The 18878-nt window shown below is 60.1% G+C and carries 17 protein-coding genes, 1 tRNA gene, 1 pseudogene and 1 riboswitch; of the genes and pseudogenes, 15 read left to right on the forward strand and 4 right to left on the reverse strand.

Going from position 1 to position 18878, the window contains the following annotated elements; all coding sequences use genetic code 11:
• Position 1 precedes the first annotated feature (1 nt).
• Positions 2–1516, forward strand: a complete 1515-nt coding sequence (locus tag BLR63_RS14785) for a tripartite tricarboxylate transporter permease (protein ID WP_010563672.1) — start codon at positions 2–4, stop codon at positions 1514–1516.
• Positions 1509–2546 (forward strand): AbrB family transcriptional regulator, encoded by a 1038-nt coding sequence (locus BLR63_RS14790; RefSeq protein WP_010563671.1) that lies wholly within the window; start codon positions 1509–1511, stop codon positions 2544–2546. The genes BLR63_RS14785 and BLR63_RS14790 overlap by 8 nt, the downstream gene beginning before the upstream one ends.
• Before the next feature lie 31 nt (positions 2547–2577).
• Here BLR63_RS14790 and ung read toward each other — a convergent pair whose 3' ends face one another.
• The gene (ung, locus tag BLR63_RS14795) at positions 2578–3270 is read right to left on the reverse strand and encodes a uracil-DNA glycosylase (RefSeq protein ID WP_010563670.1); all 693 of its coding nucleotides are present in this window, start codon (positions 3268–3270) and stop codon (positions 2578–2580) included.
• Positions 3271–3406: 136 nt separating this feature from the next.
• Between ung and BLR63_RS14800 the strand changes: the two genes are divergently transcribed.
• On the forward strand, positions 3407–4519 hold the full coding sequence (locus tag BLR63_RS14800; RefSeq protein ID WP_010563669.1) for an enoyl-CoA hydratase/isomerase family protein: 1113 nt from the start codon (positions 3407–3409) through the stop codon (positions 4517–4519).
• A 54-nt stretch (positions 4520–4573) separates the two neighbouring features.
• On the opposite strand, the gene BLR63_RS14805 is transcribed toward BLR63_RS14800, so the two are convergent.
• Positions 4574–4930 carry a hypothetical protein gene (locus tag BLR63_RS14805; protein WP_010563668.1) on the reverse strand — a complete coding sequence of 119 codons (357 nt, stop codon included), beginning with the start codon at positions 4928–4930 and terminating at the stop codon, positions 4574–4576.
• A 313-nt stretch (positions 4931–5243) separates the two neighbouring features.
• A riboswitch (guanidine-I (ykkC/yxkD leader) is annotated at positions 5244–5345 on the forward strand.
• A 60-nt stretch (positions 5346–5405) separates the two neighbouring features.
• Here BLR63_RS14805 and BLR63_RS14810 point away from each other — a divergent pair.
• From BLR63_RS14810 to BLR63_RS14855, 10 genes are all read left to right on the forward strand, one after another.
• Positions 5406–6473: a putative urea ABC transporter substrate-binding protein gene (locus BLR63_RS14810; RefSeq protein WP_010563667.1), complete on the forward strand. Its 1068-nt coding sequence runs from the start codon at positions 5406–5408 to the stop codon at positions 6471–6473.
• A 12-nt stretch (positions 6474–6485) separates the two neighbouring features.
• Positions 6486–7301, forward strand: a complete 816-nt coding sequence (locus BLR63_RS14815; RefSeq protein ID WP_010563666.1) for an ABC transporter permease — start codon at positions 6486–6488, stop codon at positions 7299–7301.
• Positions 7298–8062: an ABC transporter ATP-binding protein gene (locus tag BLR63_RS14820; protein ID WP_010563665.1), complete on the forward strand. Its 765-nt coding sequence runs from the start codon at positions 7298–7300 to the stop codon at positions 8060–8062. Before BLR63_RS14815 ends, BLR63_RS14820 begins: the two co-directional genes overlap by 4 nt.
• On the forward strand, positions 8059–8784 hold the full coding sequence (locus BLR63_RS14825; protein ID WP_010563664.1) for an urea amidolyase associated protein UAAP1: 726 nt from the start codon (positions 8059–8061) through the stop codon (positions 8782–8784). Before BLR63_RS14820 ends, BLR63_RS14825 begins: the two co-directional genes overlap by 4 nt.
• A 9-nt stretch (positions 8785–8793) precedes the next feature.
• Entirely contained in the window at positions 8794–9423 is a 630-nt protein-coding gene (locus tag BLR63_RS14830; protein ID WP_010563663.1) for an urea amidolyase associated protein UAAP2, read from the forward strand.
• A 174-nt stretch (positions 9424–9597) separates the two neighbouring features.
• A complete protein-coding gene (uca, locus tag BLR63_RS14835; RefSeq protein WP_010563662.1) occupies positions 9598–13176 on the forward strand; it encodes an urea carboxylase in 3579 nt (1192 codons plus the stop codon).
• A gap of 47 nt (positions 13177–13223) precedes the next feature.
• Positions 13224–13430, forward strand: coding sequence for a cysteine-rich CWC family protein (locus BLR63_RS14840; RefSeq protein ID WP_010563661.1), 207 nt, complete (start codon positions 13224–13226; stop codon positions 13428–13430).
• The gene (locus BLR63_RS14845) at positions 13420–14112 is read left to right on the forward strand and encodes a pseudouridine synthase (protein WP_010563660.1); all 693 of its coding nucleotides are present in this window, start codon (positions 13420–13422) and stop codon (positions 14110–14112) included. Before BLR63_RS14840 ends, BLR63_RS14845 begins: the two co-directional genes overlap by 11 nt.
• Before the next feature lie 305 nt (positions 14113–14417).
• Positions 14418–15302: an alpha/beta fold hydrolase gene (locus BLR63_RS14850; RefSeq protein WP_010563659.1), complete on the forward strand. Its 885-nt coding sequence runs from the start codon at positions 14418–14420 to the stop codon at positions 15300–15302.
• Between the two features lie 214 nt (positions 15303–15516).
• Positions 15517–15590 (forward strand) — tRNA-Gly (locus tag BLR63_RS14855).
• A 216-nt stretch (positions 15591–15806) separates the two neighbouring features.
• Here BLR63_RS14855 and BLR63_RS14860 read toward each other — a convergent pair.
• Positions 15807–16676: a LysR family transcriptional regulator gene (locus tag BLR63_RS14860; protein WP_081480350.1), complete on the reverse strand. Its 870-nt coding sequence runs from the start codon at positions 16674–16676 to the stop codon at positions 15807–15809.
• Between the two features lie 171 nt (positions 16677–16847).
• Between BLR63_RS14860 and BLR63_RS31200 the strand changes: the two genes are divergently transcribed.
• Both BLR63_RS31200 and BLR63_RS14865 read left to right on the forward strand, forming a co-directional pair.
• Positions 16848–17342 (forward strand): hypothetical protein, encoded by a 495-nt coding sequence (locus BLR63_RS31200; protein WP_130926042.1) that lies wholly within the window; start codon positions 16848–16850, stop codon positions 17340–17342.
• 252 nt (positions 17343–17594) lie between these two features.
• Positions 17595–18377 (forward strand): sulfite exporter TauE/SafE family protein, encoded by a 783-nt coding sequence (locus BLR63_RS14865; protein ID WP_010563657.1) that lies wholly within the window; start codon positions 17595–17597, stop codon positions 18375–18377.
• 141 nt (positions 18378–18518) lie between these two features.
• On the opposite strand, the pseudogene BLR63_RS14870 reads toward BLR63_RS14865, so the two are convergent.
• Positions 18519–18786 (reverse strand): annotated as a pseudogene (locus BLR63_RS14870) (DNA adenine methylase); the annotation flags it as partial.
• Positions 18787–18878: the final 92 nt, after the last annotated feature.

Below are 18878 nucleotides of genomic sequence, written 5' to 3' on the forward strand. Positions count from 1 at the left end.
TATGGATACTTTCGGCTATTTGGGCCAGGGCTTCGGCGTTGCACTGTCCCCCTACAACCTGGTGACCGCGTTGTGCGGCACCCTGATCGGCACGGTGGTCGGCCTGTTGCCGGGCCTGGGTCCGATCAACGGCGTGGCCTTGTTGATCCCCATCGCGTTCGCCCTCGGCCTGCCGCCGGAGTCGGCGCTGATCCTGCTGGCCGCCGTATACCTGGGTTGCGAATACGGTGGGCGCATCAGCTCGATCCTGCTCAACATTCCGGGCGAAGCGTCCACCGTGATGACCACCCTCGACGGCTACCCGATGGCCCGCAAAGGCCTGGCCGGCGTGGCCTTGTCGCTGTCGGCGTGGAGTTCGTTCATCGGTGCGTTTATCGCCACCTGCGGCATGGTGCTGTTTGCGCCGCTGCTGGCCAAATGGGCGATTGCCTTCGGACCGGCGGAGTATTTCGTCCTGATGGTGTTCGCGATTGTCTGCCTCGGCGGCATGGCCGGCGACAAACCGCTGAAGACCTTTGTCGCGGCGCTGATCGGTCTGTTCCTCTCGGCGGTGGGCATCGACGCCAACAGCGGCGTTTATCGCTTTACCGGCGATAACATCCACCTCACCGATGGCATCCAGTTCGTGGTACTGGTGTTGGGCCTGTTCTCCATCAGCGAGATCCTGTTGCTGCTGGAAAAAACCCACCGTGGCCAGGAAGCGGTCAAAGCCACCGGACGAATGATGTTCAACCTGAAGGAAGCGTCTTCGGTGTTTGTCGTGAACATCCGTTGCGGGCTGTTGGGTTTCATCATGGGCGTATTGCCCGGTGCCGGCGCGACCCTGGCTTCGGCCGTGGCCTACATGACAGAGAAACGCCTGGCCGGGGCCAGCGGTAAATTCGGACAAGGCGACATGCGCGGTCTGGCGGCACCGGAAACCGCCATCGGCGCGTCAGCCTGCGGTGCCCTGGTGCCGATGCTGACCCTGGGCGTGCCGGGTTCGGGCACCACGGCGGTGATGATCGGCGCCCTGTCGCTGTACAACATCACGCCAGGCCCGCTGTTGTTCCAACAGCAACCGGACCTCGTCTGGGGCCTGATCGCCTCGTTGTTCATCGCCAACATCATGCTGGTGATCCTCAACATCCCGATGATCCGCATCTTCACGCGCATCCTCGCCGTGCCGAACTGGGCGCTGGTGCCGGTGATCGCGATCATCACTGCGATCGGGGTGTACGCGGTGCACGCCACCACCTTCGACCTGTTCCTGATGGTGGGTATCGGCATCTTCGGCTACATCCTGCGCAAACTGGACTTCCCGCTGTCTCCGGTGCTGCTGGGCTTCATCCTCGGTGGCCTGATGGAGCAGAACCTGCGCCGTGCGCTGTCGATTTCCAACGGTGCGCTGGAGATCCTGTGGTCGAGCCCGATCACCTTTGGCGTCTGGGTGCTGACGGCGATCATGCTGTTTGTACCGCTGCTGCGTATCTGGCGCAAACGCGCTCAACAGCGTCGTGCCGTGGCCGATGTCTGAAATCACTTTCAGACAGTGGTGGGGAACACCGCTGGTCGGTCTGGCCGGCGGTTACCTGGCCAGCCTCGTCGGCTGGCCGTTGCCGTACATGGTCGGCGCGTTGCTGGCGATCATCCTTGTGCGTTGCCTGACGCCCTGGCAGTTGGCCGAGATTCCCGGCGGGCGCAAATGCGGCCAATGGGTGGTGGGCATCGGCATCGGCCTGCACTTCACGCCGGTGGTGATCGAGCAAGTGATGAGCCATTTCGGCTTGATCTTCATCGGCGCGCTGGTGACCAGTCTGTCGAGTGTGGTCGGCGTGTGGTTGATGCGGCGCAGCGGTGAAGACCGCGCCACTGCGTTTTTCTCCAGCATGCCGGGCGGTTCCGGCGAGATGGTCAACCTCGGCGCGCGCAATGGCGCGGTGCTCAGTCGGGTGGCGGCGGGCCAGAGTTTGCGGGTGCTGATGGTGGTGCTGTGTGTGCCGGCGATCTTCAAGTATCTGCTGGAGGGCGGCGCGCCGCAGTTTCATCCGGCGCCCGTGAGCTGGGCGTGGCTGGCCGTACTGTTTCCGCTTGGGGCGTTGGTGGCCTGGGGCTGGCAGCGTTTGCGTCAACCCAACCCGTGGTTGTTCGGCCCGTTGCTGGTGAGTGCCACCGCCAGCGTGGTGTGGGACCTGCATATCGGCCTGCCCGACGGCGGCAGCCAGATCGGCCAATGGCTGATCGGCAGCGGGTTGGGGTGTCACTTCAATCGAGAGTTTTTCCGTCGCGCGCCTTCGTTCATGGGCCGTACCCTGATCGGCACGGCCCTGACCATGGCGCTGGCGACGTTGGCGGCGGTGGGTTTGAGCGCCCTGACCCACCTGGACCTGCGCTCACTGACGTTGGGCATGATGCCCGGCGGCATTGCCGAGATGAGCCTCACCGCCGAGACCCTGCAACTGTCGGTGCCGCTGGTGACCGCAATGCAGGTGATGCGTTTGTTGTTTGTGCTGTTTTTGGCGGAGCCGCTGTTCCGGCACTGGAACCATCAACCAGAAAAAATCTGAATCTTCGGCACCGTTCAAAATGTGCCGGGCCTTAGAGCGGCGGTAGACGCCATTCAATCGGCGTCTCGCCATTCTGCTCCAGGAACTTGTTGGTCCTACTGAAATGCCCACAGCCCAGAAACCCGCGATACGCCGACAACGGCGACGGATGCACCGAGGTCAACACCAGGTGTTTGGTGGCGTCGATCAGTTTCTGCTTGCTCTGGGCATGGGCGCCCCACAGCAGGAACACCAGGTGCGGCTGATGTTCGCTGACCACTTCGATGATCCGATCGGTAAAGAACTGCCAGCCCTTGCCCGCATGGGCGTTAGCGTTGGCGCGCTCCACGGTCATGGTGGTGTTGAGCATCAGCACGCCCTGGTCGGCCCAGCTTTGCAGGTAACCGTGGTTGGGGATGTCGATGTTCAGGTCGCGCTTGAGTTCTTTATAGATGTTGACCAGGGACGGCGGCGCCGGCACGCCGGGTTGCACCGAGAAGCACAGGCCGTGGGCCTGGCCGGGACCGTGGTAGGGGTCCTGGCCGAGAATCACCACTTTGACCTTGTCCAGCGGCGTGGAGTTGAGGGCATTGAAAATCAGCGGGCCGGGCGGGTAGATCTCTTTGCCGGCGGCGTGTTCCTGGCGCAGGAACTCGCGCAATTGGGCCATGTAGGGCTTGTCGAACTCGTCGCGCAGGGCGTGTTTCCAGCTGGGTTCGAGTTTGATACGGTCGCCGTCGGTCATAGTTGAATTGTCTTGTAAAAAAGAATGAGGCGAACCCTAGGAAAGCCGACCCCGCTTGTCAATTGATCTGACACACCACCGGCACTTTCCCAGCAAACGATCATACTGATCCTTCCCTTTCTCGATTGAGGTCACGATGAACCTGCACTTCGAAGAGCTGACCGGCAGCGACGGTGCCCGCATCGGCATCGCCAGCCTGGACGCCGAACAGTCCCTCAACGCCCTTTCGTTGCCGATGATTCTGGCCCTGGGCGACCGCCTGGACGCCTGGGCCAAGGACCCGAACATCGTCTGCGTGTTGCTGCGCGGCAAGGGGCCAAAGGCGTTTTGTGCCGGTGGCGAAGTGCGCAGCCTGGCCCTGGCCTGCCGTGAACAGCCGGGTGTCGTGCCGGCCCTGGCCGCGCAATTCTTTGCTGCGGAATATCGCCTCGACTACCGCCTGCACACGTATCCCAAGCCGCTGATCTGCTGGGGCCACGGTTATGTGCTGGGCGGAGGCATGGGCCTGTTGCAAAGTGCGTCGGTGCGCATCGTCACGCCGAGCAGCCGCCTGGCCATGCCCGAAATCAGCATCGGCCTGTACCCGGATGTGGGCGCCAGTTGGTTCTTGTCGCGCCTGCCGGGCAAGCTCGGCCTGTTCCTGGGCCTGACCGGTGCGCACATCAACGGTCGGGATGCCCTGGACCTGGGCCTGGCCGACCGTTTTCTGCGTGACGATCAGCAGGACGAACTCCTCGGCGGCCTGCTGCAACTGAATTGGCAAGAACAGACCGCGATGCAGCTCAACAGCTTGCTCAAGGCTCTGGCCCAGGAAGCTGTCGACCAGCAACCCGAAGCCCAATGGCTGCCGCGCCGGGCGCAGATCGACGCGTGGCTGGATGTGGGCGATGTGCAGGGTGCCTGGCGTGCCTTGAGCCCGTTGCGTGAGCACGCCGACCCGCTGTTCAGCCGCGCCGGCAAGACCTTGAGCGAAGGCTGCCCGCTGACCGCGCACCTGGTGTGGGAACAAATCCGACGCGCCCGCCACCTGTCTCTGGCCGAAGTGTTCCAGATGGAATACGCCTTGAGCCTGAACTGCTGCCGTCACCCTGAATTCAGCGAAGGAGTACGCGCGCGGTTGATCGACAAGGACCAGACACCCCACTGGCATTGGCCGGATATCAACACGATTCCCGAGGCGGTGGTGCTCGCGCACTTCAATAAGGCGTGGGAAGGTCGGCATCCGCTGGCGGATTTATCCGACTACTGAGGATTTACGCGCACAAAAAAGCGGCGCTTCGTGCGCCGCTTGTCTTCAGACCGATCAGCGATGACCGCCTCGGCCATCGCCACGGTCGCCATGGTCGCCGCCATGACCGCGTCCGCCATTACCCCAACGATCGCCCCAACCCTGATTCGGATACGGCCGATAATCGGCACGCGGGCCAGCCGGGTAATAACGCGGTGCGGGCTGGTAGTAACGGGGTGCCGGTGCGTAATAACGCGGCGCGGGGTAGTAGTCGCGGCGATATTGATACGCCGGGCCACCGCCGTAGTAATACACCGGCGCCGGTGAGGTGTAGACCTCGGAACGGTAGTAGCTCCCACCTCCATCGTAATAAGGCACACATGCGCAAAGGGTCAGACCGAGTAAAGCGATGATCAGCAGTCGTCGATACATGGCGGCCTCCTGGACCGCGAAAGAGCACCTCCAGCGACGCTGGGGGGCGGCATTCAGCATTTACTGAATGACGAAAAATCTGACAACAAAAAGCGAAACTGGTGCGATTTCGACACAGGCTGAAACATCTGTTTCGGACGAACCGAGCGCTTCATTGCAGTGCGACGGCGCACCAGCACGACGCACCCGCCAGCGCCTGCGCGTGGGACCCTTGGCGCAAACCCGCGTGCTACAAGCCCGCGCCCCACTTGGCACGACTCTCGCTTTGCCTCTTGCGTGCAGGATTCATCACTGGTTCGCGGCACCACAATTTGCAATGGCCGACTAGGGTTCCGGCTCGCGAAACGCGAGTGGCTGGTCCGAGAGTTGGCGACCTCCAGTTGAGGTTACACGGCGGGAAAAAAGCCCGGGAGACAAGCCACCGTTCACGGTGCCGCGTTGCTCCTGCTCGCCCTTGATCAACTGGAGAAGCCCTATGCCCTCAATCCGTTTACCCGCCCTGCTCGCCGCCGCCTTCGCCGCCCTGCTGAGCTTCCAGGCCCAGGCCGCCAGCAAAAACCACTTCAGCGTGTGCTGGACGATCTACGCCGGCTGGATGCCCTGGGAGTACGCCGGCAGCCAAGGCATCCTCGACAAGTGGGCCAAGAAGTACGGCATCACCATCGACATGGTCCAGCTCAACGACTACGTCGAATCGATCAACCAATACACCGCCGGCCAGTTCGACGGCTGCACCATGACCAACATGGACGCCCTGACCATCCCCGCCGCCGGCGGCGTGGACAGCACCGCGCTGGTGGTCAGCGACTTCTCCAACGGCAACGACGGAGTGGTCATCAAGGGCACCGGCAAGACCGTGGCCGACCTCAAGGGCATGAACGTCAACCTAGTGGAACTGTCGGTGTCCCACTACCTGCTGGCCCGCGCGCTGGAATCGGCGGACCTGACGGAAAAAGACCTGAAAGTGGTCAACACCTCCGACGCCGACATTGCCGCTGCCTTCAACACCGACCAGGTGCAGGCCGTGACCACCTGGAACCCGATGCTCTCCGAGATCAAGGCCAAGCCCGGCGTCACCGAAGTGTTCGACTCCAGCAAAGTGCCCGGCGAAATCATGGACATGATGGTGGTCAACACCCAGACCCTCAAAGACAACCCCAAGCTGGGCAAAGCCCTGACCGGCGCCTGGTTTGAAGTGGTCGCACTGATGAACGCCAAAGGCGCCGCCAGCACCGAAGCCCTCGAGCACATGGCCAAGGCTTCCGGCACCGACCTCAAAGGCTTCCAATCGCAACTGGACACCACCAAGTTGTTCGCCACGCCCCAGCAAGCCCTGGCCTTCGCCACCAGCGCGCAATTGCCGGCCACCATGCGCAAGGTCGCCGAGTTCTCCTTCCAACATGGCCTGTTGGGTGAAGGCGCCAAGGACACCAGCGCCGTGGGCATGAGTTTCGCCAACGGCGTGACCAGCGGCGACAAGGCCAACCTCAAGCTGCAGTTCGACCCCAGCTACGTGCAGATGGCCGCCGACGGCAAGCTGTAAGAGGACCCGGCCATGCGCCTGATCAACCGTCACCCGGAGCGCTCCAGCCGCCTGTTGCTGGTGTTGCTGCCGTTCGCCCTGCTGCTGTTCGCCTACTTCGTGGGCTCGGCCGAGCGCCTGGCGGACAACCCCAACGACAAGCTGCTGCCCAGCGCCGGGCAAATGATTGACGCGGTAAAGCGCCTGGCATTGCATGCCGACACCCGCACCGGCGAATACGTGCTGTGGCAGGACAGCGCCTCGAGCCTGCGCCGTCTCGCCATCGGCCTCGGTATCAGCGCCCTCGCAGGCCTGTGCCTGGGCATCGCCGCCGGTACGCTGCCGCTGTTCGGCGCGCCGTTGTCGCCATTGCTGACGGTGCTGTCGATGGTGCCGCCGCTGGCGATCCTGCCGATTCTGTTCATCGTGTTCGGGCTAGGGGAATTGTCCAAGGTGATGCTGATCGTGATCGGCATCACCCCGGCCCTGGCCCGTGACCTGGAACAGCGCGCGCGGGAAATCCCCGTCGAGCTGCTGGTGAAGGCGCAGACCCTCGGCGCGTCCACCTGGACCCTGATGCTGCGCGTGGTGCTTCCGCAATTGCTGCCGCGCCTGCTGATCTCGCTGCGGCTGATGCTCGGCTCGGCGTGGTTGTTTCTGATCGCCGCCGAAGCCATCGCCTCGACCGACGGTTTGGGCTACCGGATCTTCCTGGTGCGCCGCTACCTGGCGATGGACGTGATCCTGCCCTACGTGGTGTGGATCACCCTGCTCGCCTGGCTGATGGACTGGGGCCTCAAGGCCCTGACCCGGCGCGCGTTCCCCTGGTACGAAGGAGCGCGGGCATGAGCTTTATCAGCGTCAACAATGTGTGGCAGCGCTATGGCGACCAAGTGGTACTGGAAGGCCTGAACCTGCACGTGGCCGAGGGGGAATTCTGCACGCTGGTGGGCACGTCCGGTTGCGGCAAGTCGACGTTCCTGCGCCTGCTGCTGGGCCAGGAAACCGCCAGCAAAGGCACGATCCTGCTGGACGGCCAACCCTTGGCCGGCGAACCGGACGCCAGCCGTGGCGTGGTGTTCCAGCGCTACTCGGTGTTCCCGCATTTGACCGTGCTGGATAACGTCGCCCTCGGCCTTGAACTGCCGCGCTCGCCGTGGCTGGGACGGCTGTTCGGCAAGGCCAAAAAGGCCGCCCGCGAACAGGCTGCCGTGCTGCTGCACAAGGTCGGCCTCGGCCACGCGCTGGACAAATACCCGGCGCAGCTCTCCGGCGGCATGCAACAACGCCTGGCCATCGCCCAGGCCCTGATCATGAAACCGCGCGTATTGCTGCTGGACGAACCCTTCGGCGCCCTCGACCCGGGCATTCGCAAAGACATGCACCAGTTGCTGCTGGAACTGTGGCGCGAAACCCGGTTGACGGTGTTCATGGTCACCCATGACTTGAGCGAAGGCTTCAGCCTCGGCACGCGCCTGCTGGTGTTCGACAAGGTCCGCGTCGACCCCCACGCCCCCGGCGCCTATGGCGCCCGTATCACCTACGACATCCCTTTGAACAGCGAGCGTCGCAAGGCGCTCGCCGCCGAACTTGGAGCGACTTCCAAATGACCGATTCGACTCAACTGTTCCCGCCGTTCGCCGAAGAAACCCTGCCCGGCGGCGGCCACCGTTCCTTCGTGCTCAAGCGCGGCCAACTGCTGCGCCTCACCGATATCCGCGGTGGCGCCAACGTCAGCCTGACCCTGCTCAACGCCCACGAAAAAACCGAACGCCTGAACCTGCCCGACAGCCTCAAATGCCAACACACCGCCAAGCTCACCCGCGGCCATTGCCTGTACTCGGACATGGGCCGCGTGCTGGCCGCCATCACCGCCGACACCTGTGGCTGGAGTGACAGCATCGGTGGCGTGCTGTGCGCCACCGAGGTGGCCGAGAAGTACGGCCAGGGTCGCTATCAGGAACTGCGCAACGGTTTCTATCGCAACGGCACCGACAACCTGCTGGTGGAATTGGGCAAGTGGGGCCTGGGCCTGTCCGACCTGCTGATGACCCTCAATCTGTTCAGCAAAGTCAGCGTCGACGACAACGGCGGCCTGCACTTCGTGCCGGGCAATTCCAAGGCCGGCGACTACATCGAACTCTATGCGCCGATGGACACCCTGGTGGTGCTCACCGCGCTGCAGCATCCGATGGACCCCAACCCCGAATACGCCCCGCAACCGCTGAAACTGAGCTGGATGAACGCCGACCCGAGCGTCGCCGAACATTGCCGCACTTCGCGCCCGGAAAACGAGCGCGGCTTTATCAACACCGACCGCCTGTTCGCCTGAGGAGCTGCCATGTCTATCGCACTGAAACAACCCGACACGGCGGTGTACCGCGCCACCATTCCCGCCGGCGAGCCGTGGCTGATGGAGGTCAAGGCCGGCCAGACCCTGCGCATCCTCGACCTGGAGGGCAACCAGGCGGTGGACACGCTGTTCTACAGCGTGAAAAACCCGCGTGAGCGCTACGACGTACAACGCACGTTGCGCCGCCAGAACAACGTGTACCTGGGCACCGGCAGCGTGCTGTATTCCAACCTCGGCCAGCCAATGCTGACCATCGTCGCAGACACCTGCGGGCGCCACGACACCCTCGGCGGCGCCTGCGCCCAGGAGAGCAACACCGTGCGCTACGCCCTGGAAAAACGCTACATGCACAGCTGTCGCGACAACTACCTGCGCGCCTGCGCCCATGACGGTCGCCTGGGCAAAGGCGACATCGGCCCGAATATCAATTTCTTCATGAATGTGCCGGTCACGGCCGACGGCGGGCTGACTTTCGAAGACGGCATTTCCGCCCCCGGCAAGTACGTCGACCTGCGGGCGGAGATGGACGTGATCGTACTGATCTCCAACTGCCCGCAACTGAACAACCCATGCAACGCCTATAACCCGACGCCTGCGGAGTTACTCGTATGGAACTGAAAATTAAGCGGTTGCGCCGTTGGTTATTTGCACTCTGCCAGGCCCGAGCCGGGCAGTGCCTGCAAAACCGCTGAACCATGTGGGAGGGGTCTTGCGTCCTCCCACACTCATGACATGCACTGCGGACGACCGTAGTGCTCCCTCACTTTGCGGGACGGCCCGCAGGGTTTTGCCATGTTCGAAAAACTGTTGATCGCCAACCGTGGCGCCATCGCCTGCCGCATCCTGCGCACCTTGCGCGAGCTGCACGTCAAGGGCATCGCCGTATACGCCGAAGCCGATGCGGCCAGCCTGCATATCCAGCAAGCCGACGAGGCCTACAGCCTGGGTGAAGGCGCGGCGGCCGGCACTTACCTGGCGGTGGAAAAAATCCTCGCCACTGCCAAGGCCTGTGGTGCCAAGGCGATTCATCCGGGCTACGGGTTTCTGTCGGAAAACGCTGCCTTCGCCGAAGCCTGTGAGAACGCGGGCATTGCCTTTGTCGGGCCGACGCCGGAACAACTGCGGGTATTCGGCCTCAAGCACACCGCCCGTGCCCTGGCCAAGCAACATCGGATTCCCTTGCTGGAAGGCACCGAACTGCTCGACAGCCTTGACGCGGCATTGCTGGCGGCGGACCAGGTGGGCTACCCGGTGATGCTCAAGAGCACCGCCGGCGGCGGCGGTATCGGCATGCGCGTGTGCCGCAGTGCCGCGCAGTTGAGCGAGTCCTTCGAGGCAGTCAAGCGCCTGGGGCAGAACAACTTCAGCGATGCCGGCGTGTTTATCGAGAAGTACATCGAGCACGCGCGTCACTTGGAAGTGCAGGTGTTCGGTGACGGTGACGGTGAAGTCATCGCCCTCGGCGTGCGCGACTGCTCGGTGCAGCGGCGCAACCAGAAAGTCCTCGAAGAAACCCCGGCACCGAACCTGCCCGAAAGCATGGCCGATGCGTTGTGTGCGGCGGCCATTACCCTGGCCAAAGCGGTCAATTACCGCAGCGCCGGCACTGTGGAATTCATCTTCGACAGCGCCGACAGTCGCTTCTATTTCCTCGAAGTGAACACGCGCTTGCAGGTGGAACACGGCGTTACCGAACAAGTGTGGGGCGTGGACCTGGTGCGCTGGATGGTGCAACTGGCGGCCGGGGAAATGCCGCCGTTGAGCGAGTTGGATATAAAGCCCCAGGGCCACGCGATCCAGGCACGCCTGTATGCGGAAGACCCGGGCCGTGATTTCCAGCCGAGCCCGGGACTGTTGACCTGCGTGGAGTTTCCGCTGGCCGAGGGCCTGCGGATCGACACGTGGGTGGAAGCCGGGTGCGAAATCCCGCCGTACTTCGACCCGATGATCGCCAAGCTGATCACCTGGGCGCCCACCCGCGAACAGGCACGCCTGGACCTGCATCGGGCGTTGAGCGACAGCCAACTCTACGGTGTGGAAACCAACCGCGACTACCTGCGCCAGATCCTGCTCGCCGCGCCCTTCGCCAGTGGCCGGCCCTGGACGCGCTGCCTGGAAGACCTGGTCTACGTCGCCGACACATTCGAGGTGCTCAGCGCAGGCACGCAAACCAGTGTGCAGGACTATCCCGGCCGCCTGGGTTACTGGGCCGTGGGCGTACCGCCGTCGGGGCCGATGGACAGTCGCGCGCTGCGCCTGGGCAATCGTCTGCTGGGCAACGACGACGGCGCCGCCGCGTTGGAAATCACCATGAGCGGGCCACTGCTGCGCTTCAATTGCGCCGCGGTCGTGGCCGTGACGGGCGCCGAAATTGCGTTGCGCTTGAACGATCAAGCGGTGCCGATGAACACCGCGCTGCTGATCCCGGCGGGCGCCACCTTGAGCCTGGGCACTATCGCAGGCGCCGGTGCACGCAGTTACTTGTGCCTGCGCGGCGGACTGCAAGTGCCGGATTACCTGGGCAGCAAAAGCACCTTCACCCTCGGCCAGTTCGGCGGGCACGCCGGTCGCGCCTTGCGGGCGGGTGATGTGTTGCATCTGGCGCCGCTGACGGACGTCAGCGTCGGGCAGCAGTGCATCGCGCAACCGCTGGCGGCGCTGCGTACTCTGCGGGTGATCTACGGTCCCCATGGCGCGCCGGAATACTTCAAGCCCGAATACATCGACACCTTCTTCGCCACCCAGTGGGAAGTGCATTTCAACTCCAGCCGCACCGGTGTTCGCTTGATCGGGCCCAAGCCTGTGTGGGCGCGCACGGACGGCGGCGAAGCGGGGCTGCACCCGTCGAATATCCACGACAATCCCTACGCCATCGGTGCGGTGGATTTCACCGGGGACATGCCGGTGATCCTCGGACCGGACGGGCCGAGCCTGGGCGGGTTCGTGTGTCCGGTGACGGTGATCGAGGCGGATCTCTGGCAACTTGGGCAACTCAAGGCCGGCGATAAGCTGCGCTTTGAACCGGTAGACCTCAGGACTGCCCGCGAACTTGCGTTGAAATGGGACCACCCGGGGACCGAGGTGATGCTATCGCGAGCAAGCCCGCTCCCACATTGGCCCGCGTCGCCGGTGGTGTTGGATATCGGCCAGGACGATACCCGCCTGGTTGCCCGATTGGCCGGCGATACGCACCTGCTGCTGGAAATCGGCGCCCCCGAACTGGACCTGGTGCTGCGCTTTCGCGGCCATGCCCTGATGCAATCCCTCCAAGCCCGCGCGCTGCATGGCGTGATCGACCTGACGCCCGGCATCCGCTCGCTGCAGATCCACTATCAACCCGAACAACTGCCCCTGGCCGATCTGCTGGCGCTGATCACCGCCGAGTGGAGCGCTGTGTGCGCCACGCCCAATCTGCAAGTGCCGTCGCGCATTGTGCACTTGCCGCTGTCCTGGGACGATCCGGCGTGCCAGTTGGCCATCGACAAATACATGACCACCGTGCGCAAAGACGCGCCCTGGTGCCCGAGCAACCTGGAGTTCATCCGCCGCATCAACGACCTGGCCAACCTGGATGAAGTGCGCCACACCGTGTTCGACGCCAGCTACCTGGTGATGGGCCTGGGCGACGTCTACCTCGGTGCGCCGGTGGCCACGCCGCTGGACCCGCGCCATCGCCTGGTGACCACCAAATACAACCCGGCCCGCACCTGGACCGCCGAAAACTCGGTGGGTATCGGCGGCGCGTACCTGTGCGTGTATGGCATGGAAGGCCCCGGCGGCTATCAGTTCGTGGGGCGCACGTTGCAGATGTGGAACCGCTATCGGGCCGTCGAAGCGTTCGATGGCAAGCCTTGGCTGTTGCGGTTTTTCGACCAGATCCGCTTCTACCCGGTGAGCAGCGAAGAGCTGGTGCGCATTCGCCGGGATTTCCCCCTGGGCCGCTTTGCGTTGAGCATCGAGGACAGCGTGTTGAACCTGGCGGATTACCAGGCCTTCCTGGCGCGGGAAGCTGCGGGTATCGATGCGTTTCGGGCGCAGCAGCAGCATGCCTTCAACGCCGAACGCGAGCGCTGGATCGCCAGTGGCCAGGCGCATTTCGATAGTGAGGAAGCGGCCCCGCTGCTGGGCGATGACACGCCATTGCAGGCCAATGAATACAGCATCGACAGCCATATCGCGGGCAATCTGTGGCAGGTCCAGGTGACTACAGGCCAGCGTGTCGCGGCCGGCGATGTGCTGGTGATTCTGGAGTCGATGAAAATGGAGATTCCGGTGCTGGCGCCGTTCGCCGGCGTGGTGCGGGAGATTCCCGTGCAGCCGGGCAGCGGTATCGGCGCCGGGCAACGGGTCGCGGTGCTGGAACGGGACTGAGCGGCGCTGTATCGTGCAGGGACTTCCGAGGCCCTGCCCGACCGCCCATGACCACACCGACCCTTTGCCCCGCCTGCGGTGCCCGCAACGACTGCACCCTGGCAGATCCTCGTACCGCCGATCAGGCCTGCTGGTGCTACAGCGTCACCATCGACCCGGCGGTGCTCGAAGCCCTGCCCGACGAACTGCGCAACAAAGCCTGCCTGTGTCCGCGCTGCGCTCAGGTTGACGAGCAGCTTCGTCATGCGCGTTGATCGCTTCCTCAGCAACCTGCCGCGTTTCAATCGCCAGCAAGTGCGCCTGCTGCTAGTGGAGCGGCGGGTGAGCGTCGATGGCCTGGCGGTCAGCGATCCGCGCCATGAGGTGCGCGAGTTCAGCCGCGTGTGCGTCGACGATGAAGTGCTGCAGGCGGGCAAGCCGGCGCGGTATTTCATGCTGCACAAACCCCAGGGCTGCGTGAGCGCCACGTCCGACCCGCAACACCCCACGGTGCTGGACTTGCTGGATGAACCGCACATCGACGAACTGCATATCGCCGGGCGGCTGGACTTCAACACCACCGGCCTGATGCTGATCACTAACGACGGCCAGTGGTCGCGCCGCCTGACACAACCGCAGACCAAGTTGCCCAAGGTGTATCTCGTCGACACGGAGCAGGATATCGGCCCCGAATACGCACCGACCTTTGCCGCCGGCCTGTACTTCGCCTTCGAGGACCTCACCACCCAACCCGCCGACCTGGAGCTGCTGGCGCCGCGCCGAGCGCGGTTGAGCATCGTCGAAGGGCGCTATCACCAGGTCAAACGCATGTTCGGGCACTTCAACAACAAGGTGATCGGCCTGCACCGCGAACGAATGGGGCCGCTGGCGCTGGATGCGTCCCTTGCGCCCGGCCAGTACCGGGCGTTGACCGACGACGAGATCCGACAGGTCTGACGACCGTTCGGCCGGTGAAGGCCAAAACCCATTTCGGTGACTTGCGACATCCCCGGTCTGCTGCTTGAATCAAACCGTCAGCCACAGAGTGACTGGCGAGTCGCCTACAACCTCCAAGAAACACTTTGCCCCGCCCGCGCTTGATCCACGGGCCTCTCCAGGCAAACAGCCCGCCATAACAACACCCGTCGGCCAGCCGTCATCGGATCGACATGGGCCCTCCTCTTCCAGGCGTATGCCTACCTGTCACAAAGCTCGTGCAGAGTGATCTGCGCGCCCTACCCGCTTGCCAGGAGTCTTACGACATGAGGCCAGAAATCGCTGTGTTGGATATACAGGGTCAGTATCGGGTTTACACGGAGTTCTATCGCGCGGACGCTGCGGAAAAGACCATCATCCTGGTCAACGGCTCCATGGCCACCACGGCGTCCTTCGCCCAAACCGTGAAAAGCCTGTACCCGCAATTCAATGTGGTGTTGTACGACCAGCCCTACGCTGGTCGTTCCAAAATCCATAACCGCCATGAGCAGATGCTGACGAAGGAAGTCGAAGGCCAGATCCTGCTGGAACTCATCGACCACTTCGCCGCCGAACACGTGCTGTCCTTCTCCTGGGGCGGCGCCGCGGCCCTGATCGCCCTTGCCCACCGTCCCCGCCGCGTGGAAAAGGCAGTCATCAGCTCGTTCTCCCCGGTGATCAACGCCCCCATGCGCGACTACCTCGAACGTGGCGTCGACTATCTGGGCAATCTCGACCGTCACGGCGTCGGCCACTTGGTCAACAGCACCATCGGCAAACACTTGCCGTCACTGTTCAAGCGCTTCAACTACAAGCACGTGAGCAGCCTGGCCGAGCACGAATACGGGCAGATGCACTTTCACATCAGCCAAGTGCTGCACAGCGACCGGCTGTGCTACCTCAAGGCGGCGCGGCAGATCGACGTGCCGGTGTTGTTCCTGAACGGTGAATGGGACGAATACACCAGCGCCGAGGATGCCCAGTTGTTCGGCCAATACGTGGCGAACAGCAGCTTCAGCACCCTCCAGGCCACCGGGCATTTTCTGGACATGGAGCACAAGGCCGCCTGCCGGGACAGTCGCGAAGCGGTGGTGAGCTTTCTGAAACCGGCGCGCCAGGCCAGTCGATTGCGTTATCACCAGGGCCAAACCCAACATGCCTTCGCAATCTGAAATCCAACCCTCTGTAGGAGCGAGCTTGCTCGCGAAGATCGCCAACGATAACGCGCATTCATGGGTTGAACGCGGTGTCCTGGAATTTTTCGCAAACAAGCCCACCCCTACAGAGGGTCCGTCCGCCGCCTGGGCAAACACCTGCAACCCGCACAATTTTCAAAGAAAAACTTCAAATCCCGGCGCACATCTGGTACAAAGTCAGCCGCTCTGAGCGGGTGTCGTATAATGGCATTACTCCAGCTTCCCAAGCTGATAACGAGGGTTCGATTCCCTTCACCCGCTCCACTTCCGACCGTTGGTGCGTATGGGCCTCGCCGAATGGCTTCGAAGCCAGTCCATCATTGACGGTGGCCATTTTTGTACCAACAGAAGAAGAAACCGAAGCTGATCGCCAAGCAACAATTGACGGCAATGCATCCAAGCTGGGTGTCACCCTGGCTATCGTTGGAACCCTTGTTTGGGTAGACGGAGACCTCATTGGCGGCCTTCCGCAAAGTGTCGTCATACGTCTTTGAACTCTTCTTTTAGCAGCTCTGCAAACTTATCTTTTGCACGATGAAACTCAACATGCTTATTCCATATAAAATAATTTTGCACGGGGAGCAAGTCGCTAAGTACGTGCCCACAGATACCTCCGATCAGTCTAAACTGCTCAAAGACCCCCCTAGGAACTAACGACACTCCCGCCCCCGAACTCACGCAACCGAGAATAGTGCCATAACTTGCGATACTAGTTATGAAACTCGACACATTATGAAGATCCAACCAATTTACCAATGATTTCCTGTAAGGGCATCCTTCAGGCCACATGAAAATATCTACGCCCCTAAGATCTTCTGGCTCACGTATAGTTCCCGCAGCTGGAGAGGCTATCAGTACTAATTCCTCCTTGTAAATCTCAGCACTTTCAATATCTGCATGTTCAATTCCGACAGCAACAACTGCCCCATCTAGATTATGATCAACGACATCGCTTAATAACTGTGACCAATCTCCAGTACTAAACTGCATTTGCACAGATGGATAAAGACAATGATACTTTGACAGCAGCCTGGGCAACCTACCTATAGCCGAAGACTCTATGGCGCCGATTTTTAAGTTCCCCGATGGTGCCGCTGTAGGATCGAGAGCTCTTTGGGACTCCTGACATAAAGACAAGATCTTGTTAGCGTAACTGAGAAACAACCTCCCAGAAGGACTGATGATTAGCCCCCTCCCCTTTCTTATAAATAACGAGACGCCTAACTCATTTTCTAATATTTTGATTCTGTTCGTTATATTTGACGGAACACAATGCAACAGTTCAGAAGCGCGGACAATACTACCTTGATCAGCAACTGCTTTGAACATAGCCAGCTGAGAGAGCTCCATGTCATTGCTCACTAAAAATGAATAATGAACTCACTATAAGTCACTTGTCACAAGCGATCAAGTCGTTTACTTTTCAGATTCTGATTTCATACAGAAGTTAAATCATAAATAACTCGATCGGCCTGCAAGGAGAGAGACACTTCATGAGTTCAGCATCGCCACAAATTCGTTTTGGAACCGGTATCAGCGCAAGTCCTGAAAACAGCAGAGACCCAAGATGCTTTGCTTGAAGTACTTCGCCATCCAATCACGCAAGACGCTCAGTTTTATACTGAAAGTGCTTTCAGGGCCTTCCTTAAAAAACAAACTGTAGGCTCTGCTGTTCTAAAATTTTTCAATGGATGGAATGAAACGCATAAAACAACCAGCTTGGTCTCAGCCAAAATTATTATGTGCCTCTCAGCGGACACTATATCGGTACCGGCTGAACAACGTATGGCGCATATGCACGAGGTGGCTAAAGATGATTTTGGGCTTGAGCACCCAGGGCATGATGGTATGTATAGTTATATGACCACAGCCTTTGCCGCGACTGATTGGCTTGGGGGCCAATACAAAGTGCAAGAATGCAATGAGTTTTCTGATTATTTATACAATACCGGCGTAGTACAAACTTCAATCCGGGACGATCGAAGGGCATTATGCTTAATTACAATGAACGAGTAGGAATGGCTTTTGCAGCGATGCACCGAGTGCTGAGCTCATAAAAGAAAAGTTCAACGCCACTTAGAGTATTTGATACGAAAACCATACAGGCTTTACCTGCACAGGATTTCGCTCTACTCACTTTAAAATATGCCGACTAGCTTACGTAGCCGCGTTGTAAGCTAATCGGCATATCGAGTAGAGCGTAGAATTCAAGCTAAAAGGAGATCATGGTTTTTCGCCGGGCATTCAAGTTACGAAAGGATCCTCTATATGAGTTTTGACCAAGCTTTAATGGTTCTGGGCTTTTTCGCCTTTTGCGGCGGTTTGATAGACGCTGCGGTAGGAGGTGGCGGGCTTGTACAAATCCCAGCACTTTTACATGCCCTACCTCAGCAATCCCTTGCCACCGTTTTTGGCACTAACAAATTAGCTGTTCTGGCTGGAAACCTATCCTCAATATTTAGATATTTAAAAAGAATAAAAATCGTATGGAGGCTGATGCTCCCCACCATGCTTTCCGCATTTTTATTTGCATTTCTTGGCGCCGCCTCAGTCTCTATTGTGCCAAAAAAACTGATGGAACTTGTTGTCTTTTTTATCCTTGTAGCAATGGCTATTTATACTTTTACAGAAAAAAATCTGGGCCTGTTCAGCCACAACATACACTACGGAAAAAAGGAAATTATATTAGGCGTTTTTTTTGGCGGTCTCATTGGTTTTTATGATGGTGTTTTTGGACCAGGTAGTGGAAGCCTTCTGCTTTTTGTTTTTGTTAAATTTTTTGGCTTCGATTTTTTAAACGCATCAGCATCTGCAAAGCTGGTCAACTTGGGAACATTTAGTGCAGCCCTTATATTTTTTGTTCCATCTGGTAATGTCTTATGGACAGTAGGTGGCGTGGTGGCAATTTGTAATATCGCAGGCTCGCTCACTGGAGTTTTTTTAGCACTACGTTATGGAAGCGGATTCATTAGGATATTTTTCTTAGTTCTGCTTTTATTCTTAATAGGGAGAATGGGGCTAACCATATTTAACAACCACCTTATTAATTAAAAAAACCATAGTTCTTACTAACGAAAATTAAAGTTGACGTCAATCACATACGCACATTAGGCAATCGTTGAGTTTTTTATCACACTCACAGAACGGCTCAAGCTATGGGGTACCGGTTGTACTGGATTTACCCGATGCTGATCAGAACAGCCCTCCCCGCGTCGCCGGCACCCAATTCATGATCACCAACTCTCCGCTGACCTCAGCCTTGCCGCTGGTTCGCCGTGCTGTAACGGATATCGACAGTCTCAAAATGGAATCCCTGAAAGACGTGTCGAATGTCCGGGTGATCGTTGATGCTAACCATGACCTTCCCTTTGCAGCGTCGCATGAAGTGAGCCATGAGCTCAGAATTTTCAAAGGGAAAATCCACGCCATCGCCCGCCGTCTCCCAGTAAGGCGGATCCATCTGCAGGTCAGATCGCCCTCACCCTCTGAGATCTCCCTAAGCCTGGCGGCAACGGCATTGATGGGGCGGGTGATGCGGGCCACATCAACGCC

Origin of the sequence: Pseudomonas extremaustralis (assembly GCF_900102035.1) — a bacterium.
In the GTDB taxonomy this organism is placed as follows: Bacteria; Pseudomonadota; Gammaproteobacteria; order Pseudomonadales; family Pseudomonadaceae; genus Aquipseudomonas; species Aquipseudomonas extremaustralis.

Bases quoted from the DNA above. Each gene is read 5' to 3' on its own strand.
- BLR63_RS14850 (WP_010563659.1), top strand. From the start codon at position 14,418: ATGAGGCCAGAAATCGCTGTGTTGGATATACAGGGTCAGTATCGGGTT.
- BLR63_RS14840 (WP_010563661.1), top strand. From the start codon at position 13,224: ATGACCACACCGACCCTTTGCCCCGCCTGCGGTGCCCGCAACGACTGC.
- BLR63_RS14830 (WP_010563663.1), top strand. From the start codon at position 8,794: ATGTCTATCGCACTGAAACAACCCGACACGGCGGTGTACCGCGCCACC.
- BLR63_RS14825 (WP_010563664.1), top strand. From the start codon at position 8,059: ATGACCGATTCGACTCAACTGTTCCCGCCGTTCGCCGAAGAAACCCTG.
- BLR63_RS14865 (WP_010563657.1), top strand. From the start codon at position 17,595: ATGAGTTTTGACCAAGCTTTAATGGTTCTGGGCTTTTTCGCCTTTTGC.
- BLR63_RS14785 (WP_010563672.1), top strand. From the start codon at position 2: ATGGATACTTTCGGCTATTTGGGCCAGGGCTTCGGCGTTGCACTGTCC.
- uca (WP_010563662.1), top strand. From the start codon at position 9,598: ATGTTCGAAAAACTGTTGATCGCCAACCGTGGCGCCATCGCCTGCCGC.
- BLR63_RS14815 (WP_010563666.1), top strand. From the start codon at position 6,486: ATGCGCCTGATCAACCGTCACCCGGAGCGCTCCAGCCGCCTGTTGCTG.
- BLR63_RS14820 (WP_010563665.1), top strand. From the start codon at position 7,298: ATGAGCTTTATCAGCGTCAACAATGTGTGGCAGCGCTATGGCGACCAA.
- BLR63_RS14860 (WP_081480350.1), bottom strand. From the start codon at position 16,676: ATGGAGCTCTCTCAGCTGGCTATGTTCAAAGCAGTTGCTGATCAAGGT.
- ung (WP_010563670.1), bottom strand. From the start codon at position 3,270: ATGACCGACGGCGACCGTATCAAACTCGAACCCAGCTGGAAACACGCC.
- BLR63_RS14790 (WP_010563671.1), top strand. From the start codon at position 1,509: ATGTCTGAAATCACTTTCAGACAGTGGTGGGGAACACCGCTGGTCGGT.
- BLR63_RS14810 (WP_010563667.1), top strand. From the start codon at position 5,406: ATGCCCTCAATCCGTTTACCCGCCCTGCTCGCCGCCGCCTTCGCCGCC.
- BLR63_RS14845 (WP_010563660.1), top strand. From the start codon at position 13,420: ATGCGCGTTGATCGCTTCCTCAGCAACCTGCCGCGTTTCAATCGCCAG.
- BLR63_RS14805 (WP_010563668.1), bottom strand. From the start codon at position 4,930: ATGTATCGACGACTGCTGATCATCGCTTTACTCGGTCTGACCCTTTGC.
- BLR63_RS14800 (WP_010563669.1), top strand. From the start codon at position 3,407: ATGAACCTGCACTTCGAAGAGCTGACCGGCAGCGACGGTGCCCGCATC.